At 60.4% G+C, this 19080-nt stretch carries 21 protein-coding genes; 7 read left to right on the forward strand and 14 right to left on the reverse strand.

Going from position 1 to position 19080, the window contains the following annotated elements; translation table 11 throughout:
- The first annotated feature begins 73 nt into the window (after window positions 1-73).
- Window positions 74-919, forward strand: coding sequence for a hypothetical protein (locus tag QSJ80_RS04605; RefSeq protein WP_285763134.1), 846 nt, complete (start codon window positions 74-76; stop codon window positions 917-919).
- A 147-nt stretch (window positions 920-1066) separates the two neighbouring features.
- Here the strand turns inward: QSJ80_RS04605 and yjgA are convergent, their stop codons facing one another.
- The 13 genes from yjgA to QSJ80_RS04670 all read right to left on the reverse strand — a co-directional run bounded on the left by yjgA (window position 1067) and on the right by QSJ80_RS04670 (window position 11534).
- The gene (yjgA, locus tag QSJ80_RS04610) at window positions 1067-1591 is read right to left on the reverse strand and encodes a ribosome biogenesis factor YjgA (protein WP_285763136.1); all 525 of its coding nucleotides are present in this window, start codon (window positions 1589-1591) and stop codon (window positions 1067-1069) included.
- Between the two features lie 80 nt (window positions 1592-1671).
- Window positions 1672-3039, reverse strand: coding sequence for a magnesium transporter (mgtE, locus tag QSJ80_RS04615; protein WP_434219167.1), 1368 nt, complete (start codon window positions 3037-3039; stop codon window positions 1672-1674).
- A gap of 82 nt (window positions 3040-3121) precedes the next feature.
- A complete protein-coding gene (locus QSJ80_RS04620; RefSeq protein ID WP_285763137.1) occupies window positions 3122-3391 on the reverse strand; it encodes an HPr family phosphocarrier protein in 270 nt (89 codons plus the stop codon).
- Window positions 3392-3419: 28 nt separating this feature from the next.
- Complete coding sequence (gene rapZ, locus QSJ80_RS04625; RefSeq protein WP_285763138.1) at window positions 3420-4289, reverse strand: RNase adapter RapZ; 870 nt, start codon at window positions 4287-4289, stop codon at window positions 3420-3422.
- A gap of 107 nt (window positions 4290-4396) precedes the next feature.
- Window positions 4397-4858 carry a PTS sugar transporter subunit IIA gene (locus tag QSJ80_RS04630; protein WP_285763139.1) on the reverse strand — a complete coding sequence of 154 codons (462 nt, stop codon included), beginning with the start codon at window positions 4856-4858 and terminating at the stop codon, window positions 4397-4399.
- Between the two features lie 54 nt (window positions 4859-4912).
- Window positions 4913-5203: a ribosome hibernation-promoting factor, HPF/YfiA family gene (gene hpf, locus QSJ80_RS04635; RefSeq protein WP_285763141.1), complete on the reverse strand. Its 291-nt coding sequence runs from the start codon at window positions 5201-5203 to the stop codon at window positions 4913-4915.
- Window positions 5204-5425: 222 nt separating this feature from the next.
- On the reverse strand, window positions 5426-6913 hold the full coding sequence (locus QSJ80_RS04640) for an RNA polymerase factor sigma-54 (protein WP_285763142.1): 1488 nt from the start codon (window positions 6911-6913) through the stop codon (window positions 5426-5428).
- Between the two features lie 214 nt (window positions 6914-7127).
- A complete protein-coding gene (lptB, locus tag QSJ80_RS04645) occupies window positions 7128-7853 on the reverse strand; it encodes an LPS export ABC transporter ATP-binding protein (protein WP_285763143.1) in 726 nt (241 codons plus the stop codon).
- A gap of 24 nt (window positions 7854-7877) precedes the next feature.
- On the reverse strand, window positions 7878-8441 hold the full coding sequence (lptA, locus tag QSJ80_RS04650; protein WP_285763144.1) for a lipopolysaccharide transport periplasmic protein LptA: 564 nt from the start codon (window positions 8439-8441) through the stop codon (window positions 7878-7880).
- On the reverse strand, window positions 8413-8991 hold the full coding sequence (lptC, locus tag QSJ80_RS04655; protein ID WP_285763145.1) for an LPS export ABC transporter periplasmic protein LptC: 579 nt from the start codon (window positions 8989-8991) through the stop codon (window positions 8413-8415). Before lptC ends, lptA begins: the two co-directional genes overlap by 29 nt.
- Before the next feature lies 1 nt (window position 8992).
- Window positions 8993-9505, reverse strand: a complete 513-nt coding sequence (locus QSJ80_RS04660; RefSeq protein ID WP_285763653.1) for a KdsC family phosphatase — start codon at window positions 9503-9505, stop codon at window positions 8993-8995.
- Window positions 9506-9552: 47 nt separating this feature from the next.
- Entirely contained in the window at window positions 9553-10551 is a 999-nt protein-coding gene (locus QSJ80_RS04665) for a KpsF/GutQ family sugar-phosphate isomerase (protein ID WP_285763146.1), read from the reverse strand.
- Between the two features lie 23 nt (window positions 10552-10574).
- Window positions 10575-11534 (reverse strand): calcium/sodium antiporter, encoded by a 960-nt coding sequence (locus tag QSJ80_RS04670; RefSeq protein ID WP_285763147.1) that lies wholly within the window; start codon window positions 11532-11534, stop codon window positions 10575-10577.
- Window positions 11535-11823: 289 nt separating this feature from the next.
- Between QSJ80_RS04670 and QSJ80_RS04675 the strand changes: the two genes are divergently transcribed.
- From QSJ80_RS04675 to hisD, 5 genes are all read left to right on the forward strand, one after another.
- Entirely contained in the window at window positions 11824-12546 is a 723-nt protein-coding gene (locus QSJ80_RS04675) for an MlaC/ttg2D family ABC transporter substrate-binding protein (protein ID WP_285763148.1), read from the forward strand.
- A 157-nt stretch (window positions 12547-12703) separates the two neighbouring features.
- Window positions 12704-12940: a BolA family protein gene (locus QSJ80_RS04680; RefSeq protein ID WP_285763149.1), complete on the forward strand. Its 237-nt coding sequence runs from the start codon at window positions 12704-12706 to the stop codon at window positions 12938-12940.
- Window positions 12941-13008: 68 nt separating this feature from the next.
- Window positions 13009-14271: a UDP-N-acetylglucosamine 1-carboxyvinyltransferase gene (gene murA / locus QSJ80_RS04685; RefSeq protein WP_285763151.1), complete on the forward strand. Its 1263-nt coding sequence runs from the start codon at window positions 13009-13011 to the stop codon at window positions 14269-14271.
- 207 nt (window positions 14272-14478) lie between these two features.
- Complete coding sequence (gene hisG, locus QSJ80_RS04690; RefSeq protein WP_285763153.1) at window positions 14479-15108, forward strand: ATP phosphoribosyltransferase; 630 nt, start codon at window positions 14479-14481, stop codon at window positions 15106-15108.
- Between the two features lie 52 nt (window positions 15109-15160).
- Entirely contained in the window at window positions 15161-16495 is a 1335-nt protein-coding gene (gene hisD, locus QSJ80_RS04695) for a histidinol dehydrogenase (RefSeq protein WP_285763161.1), read from the forward strand.
- A gap of 2 nt (window positions 16496-16497) precedes the next feature.
- Here the strand turns inward: hisD and QSJ80_RS04700 are convergent, their stop codons facing one another.
- Window positions 16498-17595 carry a S1C family serine protease gene (locus QSJ80_RS04700; RefSeq protein ID WP_285763162.1) on the reverse strand — a complete coding sequence of 366 codons (1098 nt, stop codon included), beginning with the start codon at window positions 17593-17595 and terminating at the stop codon, window positions 16498-16500.
- A gap of 203 nt (window positions 17596-17798) precedes the next feature.
- On the opposite strand from QSJ80_RS04700, the gene sat reads away from it, so the two are divergent.
- Window positions 17799-19001, forward strand: a complete 1203-nt coding sequence (gene sat / locus QSJ80_RS04705; RefSeq protein WP_285763163.1) for a sulfate adenylyltransferase — start codon at window positions 17799-17801, stop codon at window positions 18999-19001.
- The last annotated feature ends 79 nt before the right edge of the window (window positions 19002-19080 follow it).

Genomic DNA, 19080 nt, shown 5'->3' on the forward strand with positions numbered 1-19080 from the left:
GAATAAATCTTCGATATTGCCTGTTCCATAACGAATAAAAATCGCGCCACGCAGTGCGGGGGGATTCAGGGAAATGTCAGGGGCCGTATCCATGGTTGGGGCACACTTTAACCGTCACACCGTTTTCAAGCTGTTCAAGTACGCAATCTATTTGCTGCTTTCCTACAACGTATACGGCTTTTTTGTCGACGAGCACGCTGCGGCGCTGCAGCTCTACCCGGAAGGGGTACCGGCAGGTGAGCTGATCACCAAGTACCGTTCCACCATCGATACCCTGGCCTGGGTTGTACTGCTGCTGGTTTTCGAACTGGAAACCTATGTGCTGTCCGACGAGCGTATTACCGGCTGGGTCAAGGCGGCCCTGAACACCGTGTCCGCAATCTGCTACGCCTTTATCGTGTATGCGTTCCTCGGTTATGTCGGTGAACTGCGTTACCTGTCCGACCTTGCACCGCTGGCAGGCTCTGCCTGTGACCTGGTGGCGCAAGGTGGCTGGAGTGTATTCGAGGGGCTGGACGAGTACAGTGCCCTGACCGCGCAGAATTGCGGCCAATTCGCCGAGGGTGCGCTGCGTATCCAGGGTGAAGAGGCGATCGGAACCGCCGAGGTGTTCCGGGATGCGCAGCTGCTGGCCTGGGTGGATGTGATCAATGCGGGCGTGTGGCTGCTGATCGTTGCGATCCTGGCGTTTGAGGTATGGTCACAGCTGGCCCACCACCGCCCGGAACTGGACAAGCGCTTCGGTCACCCGGTCAAGGCAATCCTTTACCTGACCCTGCTGGGCTGCGCGGTTTACTGGGGCTTCGAGGGCAGCTTTCTGGATTTCTGGGATGCGTTCCTGTGGCTGGTGGCCTTCTTCTTCATCGAGATGAATATCTTTGAGTGGCAGGAAGAGTCCAAGGAAGCGCTGGTCGATTGATCCCTGATCGCGCCGCTGCCACGGAAGTTCATTTCAAAAACGCATGAATACATCCCTGTAGCTCCTGCGCGCCGTCCATGGCGCGCAAGGTTTTGAAATGAACTGTCCGTAGCGCCGGCTGATATCTAGGTAGCTTCAGGCGTTTTTTTAAGATTCTTCTTCCATCAACAGGTCGCGGATAAACCGGAACAGCTTGCGCTGCGCCGCCGGCGGCTTCTCCTGCGAAATCTCCTTCTGTGACTCGCGCAACAACTGGCGCAACTGCTGCCGGTCAGCCTGTGGGTATTCGTCCAGGAATTGCCCAAGCGCGTTGCTGTCGTTCAGCAGCTTCTCGCGCCACGCCTCGGCGCTGTGATCCCAGCGCACATATTTGCGGTCCTTGTCCTTGATCTTCTCCAGTGCGGCGTGAATCTCCTCGCTGTCCTCGGAGCGCATCAGCTTGCCGATAAACTGCATCTGGCGGCGCTTGGCCTCGCGCGACTTGATCCGGTTCCAGGTAGCCAGCGCCTCTTCCAGTTGTGCGCTTTTCGGGATGGTGGCCAGCTGCTGCTTGTTCAGCTGCGCCAGCTCCGCACCCAGCTCCTGCAGGGCGGTCATTTCTTTCTTGACCTGGGTCTTGCTCTTGGGCTCGTCCTCGTCGAACTCGCCGTAATCGTCGGGAAAATCGATCATGTCTGATTCTTTGTTTAAGCGTATTTCGGGTAACGGTTCAGGAAAATGGGGTCGGCGGCCGCAGCTCCATAAAAAATGGATTACATATAAAAATAGGTCGCGAGGCCGAGAAAGGACAGGAAGCCCACCACATCCGTGACGGTGGTGAGGGCAACACCGCCGGCCAGGGCCGGGTCTATACGCATCGCTTTCAGGAATACCGGCAGCACCGCGCCGGCAAAGGCGGCGGTCAACAGGTTGATGATCATGGCGGCGGCGATGATAAAGGCGATGGTAATGTCATTGAACCACCAGGCCACGATGGCGCCGATCACGGTTGCCCAGATTAGCGAATTCAGCATCGACGAGCCCAGCTCGCGACTCAGCAGCCAGCTCAGGTTGTTGCGCCCGATCTGGCCGAGTGCCATGCCGCGGATCACCACGGTCAGGGTCTGGCTGCCCGCCACGCCACCCATGCTGGCGACGATCGGCATCAGTACCGCGAGTGCCACCACCTTGTCGATGGTTTCCTGGAACTGGCCGATGACAAACGAGGCCAGCAGGGCGGTCATCAGGTTGATACCCAGCCACACCGCGCGGCGTGGCGCGGCGCGCATTACCGGCGCGAAGGTATCCTCTTCCTCGTCGAGGCCGGCCAGGCTCATCAGTGAGTGATCCGCGTCCTCGCGGATGACGTCCACCACGTCATCGATGGTGATACGGCCGAGCAGGTGGCCACCGGCATCCACCACCGGGGCGGAAACCCAGTCGTACTTGGCAAACAGGCGCGCGACGTCGGTGTCCGACATGTCCGCCGGAATCGGTTCAATATCCGTCTGCATCAGCTCCCGCACCGTTGCGCCAGGGTTGCCCGTAAGCAGGCGCTTGATCGGCAGCAGGCCGATGAACTCGTCCTTGCGGTTGACCACCGTGAGCGCATCGAGTGAATCCGGCAGGTCTTCGTGCCGGCGCAGGTAACGCAATACGGTATCCAAGGTGAGGTTGGGGCGCACCGAAATCACATCGGTGTTCATCAGGCCGCCGGCGGTGTCCTCGTCGTAGGCAAGGACGCCTTCGACCCGCGCACGGTCCGTGTCCGACATGGCAGACAGTACTTCCGCCATGACCCGATCGGGCAGCTGCTGCAGGATGTCGGCCACGTCATCCGGATCCAGGCCCTCAACCAGCGACACCATGGTCTCGGTGTCCATGCCTTCGAGGATCTGCGCCTGTACCTCGTCCGAGAGCTCCTGCAGAACCTCGCCATCGACGTCTTCGTCGATCAGGCTCCACAGTACGCGACGGATATGGGGCGGCGAGGACTCAACCAGGTGCGCGATGCTCTGCGGGCTGAGCGTGCGCAGCATGTGGTGGACCTGCTGGCTGGTGCCGCTGTCCAGCGCCGTTACCAGCTGCCTGAGCTGGGTCTGGGTACGGGAGCTGTTTTCAGCCTGGGACGAGTGCGGCACGATGGTCCTCTCTGGAGGGGGCGTTAAAAGGATAGCCGCAAATTATACCGGCCCCGGCGCAAAATGCATTGCACAGTCGCGCCTAGCACTCCTCGCCGAAGCGATCCTCCACCAACGCTTGCAGTGCTTCCAGTGCATCATCGGCATCGTCGCCCTCGGCCTGGATCTTGATTTCCGTACCCTTGCCGGCCGCCAGCAGCATAAGGGACATCACGCTCTTGGCATCCACCGTCTTGCCATCGCAGAGGATATTGATCTGCGCACCGTAGCGCCCGGCAAGCTTCGCCATTTTGGCGGCGGCGCGGGCGTGCAGGCCGAGCTTGTTGCAGATGGTGAGGCTGGTACTTGGCATGGTTGTGACTGCTGGAGTTGGGGGCTTCCTAGTGTTCGGCCTGTTCGCGGTGCTTCACCTGCACATCCGGGAACTGATCCTTGAAAAATTCCGCCAGTCGCTCGGCGACAAATACCGAGCGGTGGCGTCCACCGGTGCAGCCAATGCCGATGCAGGTATAGCTGCGGTTACTGTTCTGGTAGCGCGGCAGCCAGCGTTTCAGGTAGGTGGCGATATCGTCGAGCATTTCCGTGGTTTCCGGCTGCGCCAGCAGGAATTCGGCCACCTCGGAATCGGCGCCGGTCTTGCTGCGCAGTTCGGGCATCCAGTAGGGGTTGGGCAGGCAGCGGCAGTCAAACACCAGGTCCGCATCCAGCGGCACGCCGTGCTTGAAACCGAAAGACTGGAACAGTACTGCCATGCCGGGGGCCTCGTGGCCGACAACACGGTTTTTGATTTGCTCGCGCAGCTGGTGCAGGCTCAGGCCGCTGGTATCGATCACCAGGTCCGCCAGTGCGGCAATGGGTGCCAGCAGGTCCTTTTCCCGTTCCAGCGCTTCGCTCAGGTGGGTGTTTTCGTCCGTGAGGGGGTGTTTGCGCCGGGTCTCGCTGAAGCGGCGGATCAGGGTGGGCGCGCGCGCATCCAGGTAGATGACGTCACACTGCACACCGGACCCACGCAGTTTTTCAATGACTTCGGGGGCCTGCTTCAGGTCCGACCAGGGGTTGCGTACATCGATGCCCAGTGCGAGGCGGGCATTGCCGGAGCCTTCATTGGCGCTTCGTGCCACCTTGCCAACCAGTTCTGGCAGCAGGCTCGCTGGCAGGTTGTCGATACAGTTAAAGCCGACGTCCTCGAGCAGCTGCAATGCCGAGCTTTTTCCGGAACCGGACCGACCGCTAATGATCACGAGCCGCATGGCGACTGCCCCCTTGTGCACCCTGATAATAAATGTCCGGGTTCAAGCCCGGTTTCTATGTGTTCACTGTACCAAAAAGGCGCGGCGTATCGGAATTAAATCGCGATTCAAGCAGCCTGGCTCTGCGGCTGCAGAGCGCTAAGTAACTGTTCGCTGGTGTGGGCGGCGCGCAGCTTGGCGCGTACTTCCTCGGACTGCAGGCGCTCGGCAATTTCAGCCAGCAGGTTCAGGTGGGCCTGGTCTTCGCCTTCGGGCACAGCCAGCAGGAATACGATATCCACCGGGCGCCGGTCGATCGCGCCGAAGTCTGCCGGGGTTTCAGTGGTGCAGAGGGCGGCAATCACTTTTTCACTGCCGGGTATACGGCAGTGCGGGATGGCGACACCTTCGCCAATACCGGTCGAGCCGAGCTTTTCCCGAGCGACCAGGTGCTGGAACAGGTCGTCGGCATCCAGGTCTGGATGGATTTCGGTGACGGCCTGCGCTAGGTTCTGGAGAATTCTTTTTTTACTGCTGCCCGCCAGGCCGGGGAGGCACAGGCGGGCATCGACGACGTCATTCAGTGACATTGGTTAGTGATGGTTACTGATAATTGTTGGTTGTACGTTTAAAGTCGCGTGCGGCTAGCGATGGGCCGAGCGCTTTTCCTTGTATTTGAGCAGTTGCCTGTCCAGCTTGTCCGTCAGCGAGTCGATCGCGGCATACAGATTCTCCGACTCGGAATTGGCGAAGAAGTCCTGGCCCGTGACATGGACGGTGGCTTCAGCTTTCTGGATTAACTTGTCGACGGAGAGTATGACATTGGTACTCGTGATGCGGTCGTGGTGGCGGCTGAGTTTTTCAAGTTTTTGATTGCAGTAGTCGCGAATGGCCGGGGTGACGTCTACGTGGTGACCGCTAATGCTGATTTGCATCGATAGCTCCTCTCTGGACGAATGTTCCGATTTGAACGATGTTCCCAAGGCGGATGCCGGCTGTACCGATGGCGCGCCGGGCGCGCCGCGAGAAACCCGTTTATAGGTAGAGGATACACTCAATTGCCGCCGCATGGTCGGCAAAGCGGAGGAATTTGCCGCTGATCCCGGCGGCCTTCCTTGACTCCCTGTTCATTTGACCTTTTCCCGCGGATGTCGCCGTCAGACCAGGCGCTTGCGCTCGCTGGAAGAGGGGATATTCATGGATTCACGGTACTTGGCGACCGTGCGCCGCGCGACCTTGATGCCTTTTCCGTCCAGCATCTGCGTGATCTTGTTGTCGCTGAGCGGCTTGCGCGGCGTTTCCGCTTCAATCAGCTTGCGGATCATGGCGCGGATCGCCGTTGAGGAGGCATCCTCGCCGGTGTCGGTGCCGACGTGGCTGGAGAAAAAATACTTGAGTTCGAAAATACCCTGCGGGGTCATCATGTACTTCTGCGTAGTCACGCGTGAGATGGTCGACTCGTGCATGCCGATGGCCTCCGCCACATCCGCCAACACCATCGGTTTCATCGACTCGGGGCCGTGCTCGAAAAACTCGCGCTGTTTCTCGATGATGCTGCTCGCCACCTTGAGCAGGGTTTCATTGCGACTCTGCAGGCTTTTCAGGAACCAGCGCGCCTCCTGCAGGTTGTCGCGCAGGTAGTTATTGTCACTGGAGTTGTCGGCGCGCCGGATCAGTGAGGCGTATTCATTGTTAATGCGCAGGCGCGGCGTTGTCTCCGGGTTCAGTTCCACCACCCAGCGATCCTCGTGCCGGCTGACGATTACGTCCGGCACCACATACTGTGCTTCCTCCTGCTCGATGGCATCGCCGGGGCGCGGATTGAGGGTCTGGATCAGCTTCAGTACTTCACCCAGCTCCGGTTCCTTGAGCCGCATGCGCCGCATCAGGGTGCGGAAATCACGGTTGCCGAGCAGGGCCATGTGGCGGCCGATGATCGTGCGCGCCTCCTGCAGCCAGGGGGTGCCGGCGGGTAGCTGGCGCAATTGCAGCATCAGGCACTCGGCCAGGTCGCAGGCCCCGACGCCAGCGGGGTCGAACTGCTGGATGGTAGTGAGTACGGCATGCGCCTCGTCTTCCTCGACATCGTCCATACCCTCGATGATTTCTGCCAGTGGCATGCACAGCAGGCCGGACGGGGCGATGGCATCGATGATCGCGGTGCCAATGGCCTTGTCTGCGTCCGAGAGGGCGGTGAGGTTCAATTGCCAGGCGAGATGTTGCTGCAGGCTTTCCGGTGCGCTGTTGAAATGTTCAAAGCCGAGGCTGTCGTCGGCGGGCGCGCTGGGGGCGGAACTGCTGGGGCTGCTGCTATAGACATCGTCCCACTGCGTGTCCACCGGCAGCTCATTGGGGATGTCCTGGTTCCAGTCATCCGCTGTCGACTGGTCTTCTACGTCTTTGCGCGAATCGCTGTTCTGGTCCGGGGACGCAGGCTCCTGTGTTGAGAGCTCGCGGGGAGAGGGTTCTTCCTGCTCAGCGATGCCGCTGTCGGCCTCGCTTTCGAGCATGGGGTTCGAGTCGAGGGCCTGCTGGATTTCCTGCTGCAGGTCGAGCGTGGACAACTGCAGGAGGCGAATTGCCTGCTGCAACTGCGGCGTCATCGTGAGATGCGTGCCCAGTTTTAGTTGTAAGGACTGCTTCATACAGCGAACAACACCCTGCCACCCGAATGCGTTGGAAAAAGTTCGTGACGCCGGGCGCGGATCTGGGCCGATATTGTTGTTGTTTTGCTGGCCGCAAGCGGTACGCCTGTTTGAGTGGCGCCAGAGCGACCTTGGCAGACTACTCTGGCGTGGCGGGATTTACAAGCAATAATTGTGCCTGTTCTGTACCTCGACTGTGCCTGTGCTATCGCAGTCAGATGGTGAACTCTTCGCCCAGATAGACTTCGCGCACCTGCGCGTTGGCGACGATTTCTGCCGGGGAACCGGACGCGATAATGCGTCCCTCGCTGACGATAAATGCGGTCTCGCAGATGCTCAGGGTCTCGCGCACATTGTGGTCCGTAATCAGTACGCCGATACCGCGCTGGCTCAGGTGGCTGACGATGTGTTTGATATCGTTCACGGAAATGGGGTCGACACCGGCGAAGGGTTCGTCCAGCAGCACGAAGGCCGGGTCCGTCGCGAGCGCGCGCGCAATCTCGACGCGGCGGCGCTCGCCTCCGGAAAGCGCCATGCCAAGGCTGTCGCGGATATGCTGGATGTGGAATTCGTCCAGCAGGTTTTCAAGGATCTGGTTGCGCTGTGCGCGGTCGAGGTCCTTGCGGGTTTCCAGGATGGCCATGATATTGTCTGCCACCGACAGGCGCCGGAACACGGAGGCTTCCTGCGGCAGGTAGCCGATTCCCTTGCGCGCGCGGCCGTGCATGGACAGGTGGGTGATGTCGTCCTCATCGATGGCGACGTTACCGGCATCGGCGCGCACCAGCCCGGCGATCATATAGAAGCAGGTGGTCTTGCCGGCACCGTTGGGGCCGAGTAGTCCGACAATCTGCCCGCTGCTGACTTGAAGGGATACGTCCTTGACGACTTTGCGCTTCTTGTACTGCTTGGCGAGGTTCAGCGCTTTAAGGGTTGGCATACAATCCGGTCCGGAAAACAGGCCTTACTGGCCTTTCTTCTTGCTGTTATTGTTTTTCTGGTTGGCGGGTTTTTCCGGTTGCCAGATCATTTCGACGCCGCTCTGCTCGCCCTTCTGATTGCCCTGGGCCTTCATCTGCTCGCCGCTCATGTCGTATTCGATTTTTTCCGCTGCAAGGGTATTGCCGTCGCGATCCACAAACGCCTCGCCACTGAGGTTCAGCATGTCGGAGCGGATGGTGAACTCGATGCGACGTGCATGCGCCTTCACCAGTCCCTCGCTGGCACTGACCTTCTGCTCGAAACGTGCCGGTTTGCCGATGGCCACCACGCGTGACAGTTCGCCTTTTTCATTGCCGTACACTTCAACCCGGTCGGCACTGATCTTCAGGGAGCCCTGGGAGATTTCCACATTGCCGCTGTACACGGACAGGTTCTTGCTGCGATCCGCCTCGAGGTGTTCGGACTTGACCTTGATGGGCTGGTCGCGATCACCAGGCAGGGCCTGCAGGGCGGGTGCCGCCAGCGCCAGCAGCAGGCTGGCAGTCAGGCCGAGCGACTTATTCAGGGGTGCCTTGGCGGGTCTCATAGGTACTCTCGACTTCCGAAAGGAGCTCCAGATGGTTCTTGTTGAGGTCTGCCTTCATGCCCTTGCCGGTAATCTGGCTGCCCAGGTTGCTAATGGTAACAGTTTTGTTGGTATGGGCGTATTTGTCATGCGGCTTCATCTGCAGCTCGGAAGTGCTGAGTTTTGACTCGGCCCCCGCACCGCTGCGCTCGATCACGACATTGCCGCGGAATACCACGTTGGAGCCATTATTGGTGGCGCGCCCGGTCCTGGCGGTTACCTGCCAGCGCGGCTCGCTCTCCTCGAAGAAGATGATTTCAGGGTTGACCAGATCGGCGCGGTCCCGGCGCGTGTACTGGAAGTAGGTCAGCTTGTCGCTGTTGAACTGGTAAGCGAGCAGGCCGTTTTTATCGAAGTGTGAAGTCTGGGCGCCGCGAATCACCAGGTCTGCAGCCTGGTTCTGCTGCTTGCGTGACGGGCGCTTTCCCCCTAGCTGATCAGGTGGGCTGTCGGCAATCCACAGTCCCAGCGCCACCAGTAACGCAACAGCGAGCGGTATCCAGGTGCGCACTTCAGTGTTCCTGGTTGATGTAGGGCGTCAGTGCCGCGGCAAATGTGCCCTGTGCCTGCATGATCTGGTCGCAGACCTCGCGCACGGCGCCGTTGCCGCCGTCTTTTTCCGTGCACCAGACAGCGAATTGCTTCAGCGGCGAGGCGGCATTCGGCACGGTAATCGGGCAGCCTATGCGGGTCATTACCTGCAGGTCCGGATAGTCGTCGCCGACGTAGGCAATCTCCTCCGCTGCGTAGTCGCGCCCCGCCAGTAATTCCTGCAGGGCGGTATATTTGTCTTCGCGGCCCTGGATCAGCAGTTCGATGCCGAGGTCGCTGGCACGCTTTTCCACGACGGCGCTGGTGCGGCCGGTGATGATGCCGACCTCGACGCCGGATTGCATCAGCATCTTGATGCCGTGTCCGTCCAGGGTGTTGAACGTCTTCAGTTCGTTGCCGCTGTTGTCAAAATAGAGTTTGCCGTCCGTGAGTACGCCGTCCACGTCGAGGAGCAGGCAGCGCACCTTGCGCATTTTCTCGGACACTTTTTCAGGCACTTGAGTTCCCATAACCTTCCTTATCAGATTACGCCGGCACGCAGTATGTCGTGCATGTGCAGCAGGCCGGTGGGGCGGCCCTCGTTATCGGCAATCACCAGCGCGGTGATGCGGTTATCTTCCATGATGCGCAGCGCTTCCGCGGCGAGGGTATCGCCCGACACGGTCTTGGGTTTGCGGCTCATCACCTCGCCCATGGTGGCCTTGTCGATCTGCAGTTTCTGGTCGAGTATGCGGCGCAGGTCACCATCGGTGAACACGCCCAGCAGGTGGCCGTCGTCGTCGGTGATGGTGGTCATGCCGAACCCCTTGCTGGTCATTTCCAGCAGCGCCTGGCTCAGCGGTGTGTGCGCATCTACGCGGGGCACTTCGCCACCACCGTGCATGATGTCTTCCACCTTCAGCAGCAGGCGCCGGCCCAGCGCACCGCCCGGATGCGAGAAGGCGAAGTCTTCCGCGGTAAAACCGCGTGATTCCAGCAGGCTCACCGCGAGCGCATCCCCCATCACCAGGGTAACGGTGGTGGAGGAGGTGGGCGCGAGGTTGAGCGGGCAGGCTTCCGAGCGAATGGAGATATCCAGGTTCACATCCGCCGCCTGCGCCAGCGGCGATTCGGCATTGCCGGTCATGCTGATCAGGGGGTTGCCGAGGCGCTTGAGCAGCGGCAGCAGGGTGACCACCTCCGCGGAGGAGCCGGAATTGGAAATGGCGATCACCAGGTCGTGGCGGGTAATCATGCCGAAGTCACCGTGGCTGGCCTCGCCCGGGTGCACGAAAAAGCTCGGAGTGCCGGTACTGGCGAGGGTGGCCGCAATCTTGTTGCCGATATGGCCGGACTTGCCCATGCCGGTGACGATCACGCGCCCCTCGCAGGCGAGAATGATCTCGCAGGCATCGGCGAAACGGCCGTCGATGCGCTCCTGCAGCCGGATGATTTCTTCCGACTCCATGCTGACGGTGCGTTTACCGGCCTGCAGCAGTAAATCCCGGTCGACCTTGTCTGTCTTTTGGGGGTTGGTCATCGCGAAAGCGTCCTGCGCGGTGTCTAGAAAAGTGTCCAATAATAGGCGATATAGCAGAGCAGCAGGAAGATGCCGATCCAGCGACCGATGGTGGCACGCTCATGCCCCTGCATAAAGCGGATCAGGATAGCCAGTGCCAGCGCGGCGGTGATGCCCAGCATGGCGAGGTAATCCCGGTTGAACACTGCGGTGTCCATGGTGGTAGTGGCAATCAGCCCCGGTACGGACATCACCGCAAGGATATTGAATATATTGGAGCCGATAATATTGCCCAGCGCCATATCGTGGTGGCCTTTCAATGCGCTGGCAATAGAGGCGGCGAGCTCCGGCAGGCTGGTGCCGACGGCGATCACGGTCAGGCCGATGATCAGCGGGCTGACCCCCGCCGCTTCCGCAATGCTGCGCGCACCCCAGACCAGGATTTCCGAGCTGACTAGCAGCGCCGCGAGACCCACGAAGAACCAGGCAATGGCGCGCGGTACTGTGTAATCGGGGATTTCCGCGTCCTCGAGTTCGTCGTCCGGGTGGCCCTTCTTGAATTTGACCGTGACCCACAAAAGCGGCACCAGCAGTCCTGCCAGTACCAGTCCCTCTACAAAGGTGAGCTTGGCGTCGTACAGCACAAAACCGGCCAGCAGGGTGATCACCAGCAGAACAGGAATTTCCTGCTTGAGCAGATGCTTCTGTACCGGCAGCGGAGAGATCAGCGCGGTGGCCGCGAGTACCAGGCCGATGTTGGCCAGGTTGGAGCCGATGGCGTTGCCCACAGCCAGCTCTCCCGCGCCTTTGAGGCTGGCACTGATGGCGACCATTACCTCCGGCGCCGAGGTGCCGAGCGAGACGATGGTGAGGCCAATAACAAGCTTGGACAGGCCGAAGTTGTAGGCCAGTGCTGCACTGCCGGCAACGAATCGATCTGCGCTCCAGACCAGCCCTCCGAAGCCTACCAGGATTGCCAGTGCCGCTAGCCAAACTTCAGACATGCTAACCTCTTTAGTTGGGATTGTTTGGTTCAGTGTGTCTCCAGGCTGGCGCTGAAAGCTCCGTCGCCGCGAGGGCAATTGGGCTATAAGTCTGGCGCATGGAGAGGGAACTTGCGTGTCCGGCGGGGCCGGGCGCGCGACATGGTATCGCCTGACAGCCGCGGTGTCAGCTTCAGCTTGCGTTCAGTTGCGGGGCATAAACTGGTCGGGTATTGCGGTGAAGCGTGGCATTGGCGCGATTTATATTGGCTGCTGTCATTGAAAAACAGGCATTGAGGCGCAATATTGCGTGCCTGCAAACAAGATTCTGGAGAACAATGTGCGTGGTTTCTTTAATCGCTCGCTGCTGGTGAGCCGCCCGGTCAACGCGGGTCAATTTTTCGGTTTTCGCAAAATGCGCGGCGCGGGCCGTGCACTGGCGGGCGTTCTCGCGCTGTTTCTGGCCGGCACCGCGGTGGCGGCTTCCGACCCGTATCGCGAGGTAGAGGTGGTCACCGACCGCATGCTGGTGGCCATCAAGAAGAACTCCGGTTACCTGAATTCCAATCCGCAGCGCTATTACAGCTCGATCGATGCGGTGTTGGAGCCGATCGTGGATTTCAATTACATCGCCCGCGGTGTAATGGGTAACTACGCCAAGCAGGCCAATGCACAGCAGCGCGCCGCGTTCGTCAAGGTGTTCCGCAAGGACCTGGTGGCGACCTTTGCCCGCGGTGTGGTCGATTTTGGCAATATGAAAGTCAAGGTGGTGAACCCGGGCAAGACGCCTGACGGTGCACGCAGGGTCAATGTGATCCAGGAAGTACGCAGTTCAGAGGGCCTGACCAAGGTTTCCTATACCATGGCGCGCAACAAGTCCGGTGACTGGAAGCTGATCAATGTGGTGCTGAACGGCGTCAACCTGGGCAAGACTTTCCGCAGTCAGTTCTCCCAGGCGATGAAACAGAAGGGCGATATCGGCAAGGTGATCAAGGAATGGTCGGCTGCAGAGAAGGTCGCCGAGCAGGTCTGATCCGCAGGCTGAATGCCCGGGGCGCGGGCCGGCCCGAGGTTGAGTCGCGCGTCTCATTTCCTACCATTTACGCAGCCCCGCCATTCCCGGCGGGCTGCGCATACCCCGTATTTCCAGTACACTTGCCGCCGGTCAGATTTTCCAGCCGGAGCAATGCATGCAAGTAGAAGAGATCAAGGCAATGGTCGAGAGCCATATTGCCGGTAGTAATGTTGAAGTCAGCATCGACGGCAGCCACATTCAGTTGGTGGTCGTAAGTGACCAGTTCGAGGGCCTCAGCAGGCTGAAAAAGCAGCAGCTCGTGTATGGCGCACTGGCCGACAAGATTGCCGACGGCACCCTGCATGCGGTGAATATGCAGACCCTCACACCTGAAGAGGCTGCCGCCCGCTAGGCAGCCTCATTTCCGATCCCCAGGGATCGCCGGGCCGGAGCGCCCGGGAGCAGTATTGGATGAATTGAATGGACAAGCTGATTATTGAAGGCCCCAGTCCGGTAGACGGGACCCTGAACATCTCCGGGGCCAAGAACTCCGCCCTGCCGATCCTTGCGGCAGCGCTTCTCGCGGACGGTCCTGTCCATATCCGCAACCTCCCGCACCTGAATGACATCACTACCATGATTGCGCTGCTGCGCTGCATGGGGACCGATATCACCATCGATGAGAAACTGGGTGTCGAAATCGACCCCCGCTCCGTCAATGAGCTGACTGCGCCCTATGAGATGGTGAAAACCATGCGCGCGTCCATCCTGGTGCTGGGACCGTTGCTGGCACGTCACGGCGTGGCCAATGTTTCCTTCCCCGGTGGCTGCGCCATCGGCAGCCGCCCGGTGGATATCCACCTGAAAGGCCTTGAAGCCATGGGCGCGACCATCAACGTAGAGGACGGCTTTATCAAGGCGCGCTCCTCCGGCCGTCTCAAGGGTGCCACCATCGTGATGGAAAAAGTCACCGTGGGCGGTACCGAGAACCTGCTGATGGCCGCGGCGCTGGCAGAGGGCAAGACGGTGCTGCAGAACGCGGCGATGGAGCCGGAAATCGTCGACCTTGCAGATTTCCTGATTGCCATGGGCGCGGATATCCAGGGTGCGGGCACTGGTACCATTACCGTGCACGGTGTACCGAAACTCGGTTCCTGTACCTACGACGTGATGCCGGACCGGATCGAGACCGGTACTTTCCTGGCTGCGGCGGCAGCGGCACGCGGCCGTGTGCGCCTGAACCGTACCCGCGCGGATATCCTCGAATCGGTGCTGGTCAAGTTTGAAGAAGCCGGCGCGCATCTTTCCATCGGCCCCGACTGGATCGAACTGGACATGAAGGGCAACCGTCCGAAGGCGGTCAGCTTCCGCACCGCGCCTTACCCGGCATTCCCGACCGATATGCAGTCGCAGTTAATGGCGATGAATGCGGTGGCGGAAGGCCAGGCGACGGTGACCGAGACCATCTTCGAAAACCGCCTGATCCAGGTACACGAGCTCAACCGTATGGGCGCGGATATCAAGCTCGAGGGCAATACCGCGATCGTGACCGGTGTCGAGCGCCTGACAGGCGCGCCGGTGATGGCTTCCGACCTGCGTGCGTCCGCGAGCCTGGTTATTGCCGGTATGGTTGCGGAGGGCACCACCGTGGTGGACCGCATCTACCATATTGACCGCGGTTACGAGTGTATCGAGGAAAAGCTACAGCAGCTGGGCGCCCATATCCGGCGCGTGCCGGGTTGATTTTATACGCAAGCTGCATGTGGGCTACGCATTCGGAGCGGTATTTCAAAAATTTTGAAGCGCAGGCCGGGCGTCAGGGCGCCTCTTTCGAAACCGTCGCGGCATGGACGCCGCGAACGGAGCTACAGGGATGTATTCATGCGTTTTCGAAAGAGGTGACCTGATGCCGGCCGCCAGAAAATTCGATAACAGGATTTACGAAAGCAAATGGATCAACGCATCACCATTGCCTTGACCAAGGGGCGGATTCTAAAGGAAACCCTGCCGCTGTTGGCGGCGGCGGGCATCGAGCCGGCGGAGGATATTGCCTCCAGCCGCAAGCTGGTATTCCAGACCAATGACCCGGGTGTGCAGCTGTTGCTGCTGCGCGGCTCCGACGTGCCTACCTATGTGCAGTATGGCTCTGCAGACCTGGGGGTGGCGGGCAAGGATAACCTGCTGGAGCACAGCGGCGACGGTATCTACGAGCCGCTGGATCTGGGCATCGCGCGCTGCAGACTCATGACCGCCGGCATCAAGGGGCAAACCCTGCCGGAAGGGCGTATTCGTGTGGCCACCAAGTTCGTTCAGTCCGCCAAGCGTTATTACGCGAACCTGGGTCGCCAGGTCGACATTATCAAACTGTACGGTGCTATGGAGCTGGCGCCGCTGATGGGGCTGGCGGATGAGATTGTCGATATCGTGGATACCGGCAACACCCTCAAGGCCAACGGCCTGGAGGCGCGTGACCTGATTGCGGACATCAGCTCCCGCTTGATCGTCAACAAGGCCGCGCTCAAAATGAAGCACGAGCCGATCAACCGCCTGCTGGAAAAGCTGCGCGCTGCGGTCTCCTGAATACAGTAATCCCGGTTTCTATTTTGCTTGCACTGGCGAGGATGGCATCGCTATGAGTTCTGTTGTTTCACCAATCAAGTTGCGTCGCCTGAATGCGGGCGATGCCGGTTTTTCTGCCGAGCTGGATGCGCTGCTGGCCTGGGAGGCCGTGGCCAATACCGGCGTTGAAAGCACGGTTGCGGAAATCATTCATGCGGTGCGCAGTGAAGGCGACAAGGCGTTGCTGCATTACACCAACAAGTTTGACCGTCGTTCGCTGGATAGCGCAGCTGCACTGGAAATTTCCCGCGCGGAAATCGAGGCGGCACTGGAACAAATCTCCACAGCGGAACGCGAGGCACTCAAGGCGGCGGCCGGGCGTATTCGCGCCTACCACGATCACCAGCGCGCGGAATCCTGGCAGTACTGCGAACAGGACGGTACCGTGCTGGGCCAGAAAGTGACGCCGATGGAGCGCGTCGGTGTCTATGTGCCCGGTGGCAAGGCCAGCTATCCGTCATCCGTTCTGATGAATGTGGTTCCGGCAAAAGTGGCCGGCGTTTCTGAGATCGTGATGGTGGTGCCGGCCCCGGACGGTGAACTCAATCCTATGGTGCTGGCGGCAGCGGCAATTGCCGGTGCAGATCGCGTATTTACCGTGGGTGGCGCCCAGGCCGTGGCGGCACTGGCCTACGGTACTGAAACCATCCCGGGCGTGGACAAGATCGTCGGCCCCGGCAATATCTATGTGGCGGCGGCCAAGCGTGCAGTGTTTGGCAAGGTCGCCATCGACATGATTGCCGGTCCCTCGGAAATCCTGGTGGTCTGTGATGGGAAAACCGATCCGGACTGGATTGCCATGGACCTGTTCTCGCAGGCCGAACACGACGAGCAGGCGCAGGCCATCCTGGTCAGTCCGGATGCTGCTTTCCTCGATGCGGTAGCGGCGTCTATCGAAAAACTTCTGCCGCAGATGTCGCGCCGCGACATTATCGCGGAATCCCTGGCCGGGCGCGGCGCTCTGATAGAGGTTGCGTCAATGGATGCGGCCATTGAGCTGGTCAATCGCATCGCACCGGAGCACCTGGAGTTGTCGGTGGCGGAGCCGGAGCAGTACCTGGATGCTATCCGGCATGCCGGCGCGATCTTTATGGGCCGTCATACCGCGGAGGCGCTGGGCGATTATTGCGCGGGGCCAAACCATGTCCTGCCCACCAGCGGCACCGCCCGTTTTGCGTCGCCACTGGGGGTGTACGATTTCCAGAAGCGCAGCTCCATCATCAACTGTTCGCCACAGGGCGCGTCGCAACTGGGCGAGGTAGCGTCCGTGCTGGCGCGCGGCGAATCCCTGGAGGCACACGCGCGCTCTGCGGAATACCGGATCAATAAGCCGGGCAAGGGCGGCTAGCGCTATTCGTTCGCGGGGCGCACGCCGGCAGTGGCCGTAATCGTTGCCCGCTGCCCGCGACGGATAATGTGAATCTGCACCTCGTCACCAGGGCGCATGGCCGCCAGTGAGCTCACGCCACTGAGGCTGGTGATTACATCGCCCGGCTGCAATCCGGCCGAATGGGCCGGCCCCTGGTTCTGTACCGCAATCACCACCACACCCCGCAGGGTGTTGACCTTCAGCGAGCGCGCCAGCTCAGGCGTCAGCGGTTGCACTTCAACCCCCAGCCAGCCGGGTTCTGCCTGCCCGTACTCGATGATGTTCGCCATCACCTGGATGGCCAGGTCGGCCGGAATGGCGTAGCCGATGCCGCCGCCGTAGCTGGACTGGTCGTGTACGGAAGTGTTGATACCGAGCAGGCGCCCGTGCGCATCCACCAGTGCGCCGCCGGAGTTGCCCGGATTGATGGCAGCGTCGGTCTGGATATAGTCGCTGAAGGCTTCCATGGAGGGGCTGCCGGCAATCGAGCGCCCGGTGGCGCTGATAATTCCCTGGGTTACCGACTGGCCCACGCCAAACGGGTTGCCAATGGCCAGCACCACATCGCCCACTCGCGCGGCGTCGGGGGTGCCCAGCTCTATGGCAGTGAGGTCCTGCATGTCGACCTTGAGTACGGCCAGGTCGAAGTCTTCATCGGTGCCAACCAGCTGCGCCTGTGCCTCGCGGCCGTCGGCCAGCAGCACGGTGATCTGGCTGGCGCCGGCAATGACGTGGTTGTTGGTCAGTATGTAACCATCTTCTTTCACCACCACACCGGATCCCAGCGTGGACTGGATACGTTCCTGCGGTATGTTGCGGCCCCGCAGCAGGCGCCGGTAAATCGGGTTGTCCAGCAGTGGGTGCTTTTGGCGCTTCAATACCTTTTTTGTATAGATATTGACCACAGCCGGGCCTGCGAGGCTAACCGCGTCGGCGTAGGAAACCGGGCCGCGCCAGTCGTTGCCTTTGGCGGGTTCGATATTCGCGTTGCGCAGCTGCGGGAAGAACACCAGCAATATCGCGGCGATCAGTAGTCCGACGAGGGCGGGGCCGGCCCACTCGGCCAGAAAACGTTTCATTGGCGGCTCTTCTCCCGGGGTATTGCGTCCGGCGCGTTTGGCGACGCGCACAGAATACGTATAATACGGCACCTCACCGGTAGTCGTCTTGCACCGATTTTTCAGAGCGCTCAAGCCTTTCCCGGGGCACGCCTCTTTGCCTTTCGATGGTAGTCGAGCCGGATTGACCAGATTTATTAGAAAAAGACGGAGTTTCCCCGAATATGTCCCTTGTTAAGCCCCACGGCAGTGCCGAGCTGCAGCCGCGCTTTGTCTACGACAGCGAGCGCCACCATCAACTGACCCGGGAAGCAGAGTCCCTGCCGTCCATCGTGGTCTCCTCTGCGGCTGCCGCCAACGCTGTGATGCTGGGCGCGGGCTACTTCAACCCGCTCAAGGGCTACATGAACCTGGCGGACGCGCTGAGCGTTTCCGAGTCGCTGCATACCACCGATGGCCTGTTCTGGCCGGTGCCGGTACTGAACCTGCTGAAGGACACCAGTGCCATCGAGGGTGCCTCCCGCATCGCACTGCGCGACCCGAATGTCGAGGGCAACCCGGTGCTGGCCATCATGGATGTTGCCGCCATCGAGGAAGTGAGCGAAGAGCAGCTGGACAAGATGGCCGAGCAGATTTTCGGCACCCTGGACGGCGCGCACCCGGGCGTGGCGACCTTCAAGGCTGCCGGTAACAAGGTGGTGTCCGGTGAGATTGAGGTACTGAACTTCAGCTACTTCCAGGCGGACTTCCCGGATACCTTCCGCACTGCGGTTGAAATCCGTAACGAGTTTATGGAGCGTGGCTGGAACAAGGTTGTTGCTTTCCAGACCCGCAACCCGATGCATCGTGCACACGAAGAGCTGTGCAAGATGGCGCTGGACGGCGTGAATGCCGACGGTGTACTGATTCACATGCTGCTGGGCCAACTGAAACCAGGTGATATCCCGGCACCGGTGCGCGACGCTTCTATCCGCAAGATGGTGGAGCTGTACTTCCCGGCCAACACCGTGATGGTGACCGGTTACGGTTTTGACATGCTATATGCCGGCCCGCGTGAGGCAGTGCTGCACGCGGTATTCCGCCAGAACTGCGGCTGTAGCCACCTGATCGTTGGTCGCGACCACGCTGGTGTTGGCGACTACTACGGTGCCTTCGATGCGCAGACCATCTTTGATGACAAGGTGCCGGCCGACGCGCTGGAGATCGAGATCTTCCGTGCCGACCACACTGCCTACTCCAAGAAGCTGGGCAAGGTTGTGATGATGCGCGATGTGCCGGATCACACCAAAGACGACTTCATCCTGCTGTCGGGTACCAAGGTACGCGAGATGCTGGGGCAGGGCATTGCGCCGCCACCGGAGTTCTCCCGTCCGGAAGTGGCGCAGATCCTGATGGATTACTACCAGGAGCTGGATGCTGCCAAGTAATTGGTTTTATTGAGCTGGGCAGCCAGCTACTAAAAAGCCCCGGACTCGAAAGAGTGCGGGGCTTTTTCTTTGGCCGCTC

Origin of the sequence: Biformimicrobium ophioploci (assembly GCF_030270605.1) — a bacterium.
GTDB classification, from domain to species: Bacteria; Pseudomonadota; Gammaproteobacteria; order Pseudomonadales; family Cellvibrionaceae; genus Biformimicrobium; species Biformimicrobium ophioploci.

Bases quoted from the DNA above. Each gene is read 5' to 3' on its own strand.
- QSJ80_RS04605 (WP_285763134.1), top strand. From the start codon at position 74: ATGTCAGGGGCCGTATCCATGGTTGGGGCACACTTTAACCGTCACACC.
- yjgA (WP_285763136.1), bottom strand. From the start codon at position 1,591: ATGATCGATTTTCCCGACGATTACGGCGAGTTCGACGAGGACGAGCCC.
- QSJ80_RS04620 (WP_285763137.1), bottom strand. From the start codon at position 3,391: ATGCCAAGTACCAGCCTCACCATCTGCAACAAGCTCGGCCTGCACGCC.
- rapZ (WP_285763138.1), bottom strand. From the start codon at position 4,289: ATGCGGCTCGTGATCATTAGCGGTCGGTCCGGTTCCGGAAAAAGCTCG.
- QSJ80_RS04630 (WP_285763139.1), bottom strand. From the start codon at position 4,858: ATGTCACTGAATGACGTCGTCGATGCCCGCCTGTGCCTCCCCGGCCTG.
- hpf (WP_285763141.1), bottom strand. From the start codon at position 5,203: ATGCAAATCAGCATTAGCGGTCACCACGTAGACGTCACCCCGGCCATT.
- QSJ80_RS04640 (WP_285763142.1), bottom strand. From the start codon at position 6,913: ATGAAGCAGTCCTTACAACTAAAACTGGGCACGCATCTCACGATGACG.
- lptB (WP_285763143.1), bottom strand. From the start codon at position 7,853: ATGCCAACCCTTAAAGCGCTGAACCTCGCCAAGCAGTACAAGAAGCGC.
- lptA (WP_285763144.1), bottom strand. From the start codon at position 8,441: ATGAGACCCGCCAAGGCACCCCTGAATAAGTCGCTCGGCCTGACTGCC.
- QSJ80_RS04660 (WP_285763653.1), bottom strand. From the start codon at position 9,505: ATGCGCAAGGTGCGCTGCCTGCTCCTCGACGTGGACGGCGTACTCACG.
- QSJ80_RS04665 (WP_285763146.1), bottom strand. From the start codon at position 10,551: ATGACCAACCCCCAAAAGACAGACAAGGTCGACCGGGATTTACTGCTG.
- QSJ80_RS04670 (WP_285763147.1), bottom strand. From the start codon at position 11,534: ATGTCTGAAGTTTGGCTAGCGGCACTGGCAATCCTGGTAGGCTTCGGA.
- QSJ80_RS04680 (WP_285763149.1), top strand. From the start codon at position 12,704: ATGCAAGTAGAAGAGATCAAGGCAATGGTCGAGAGCCATATTGCCGGT.
- murA (WP_285763151.1), top strand. From the start codon at position 13,009: ATGGACAAGCTGATTATTGAAGGCCCCAGTCCGGTAGACGGGACCCTG.
- hisG (WP_285763153.1), top strand. From the start codon at position 14,479: ATGGATCAACGCATCACCATTGCCTTGACCAAGGGGCGGATTCTAAAG.
- hisD (WP_285763161.1), top strand. From the start codon at position 15,161: ATGAGTTCTGTTGTTTCACCAATCAAGTTGCGTCGCCTGAATGCGGGC.
- QSJ80_RS04700 (WP_285763162.1), bottom strand. From the start codon at position 17,595: ATGAAACGTTTTCTGGCCGAGTGGGCCGGCCCCGCCCTCGTCGGACTA.
- sat (WP_285763163.1), top strand. From the start codon at position 17,799: ATGTCCCTTGTTAAGCCCCACGGCAGTGCCGAGCTGCAGCCGCGCTTT.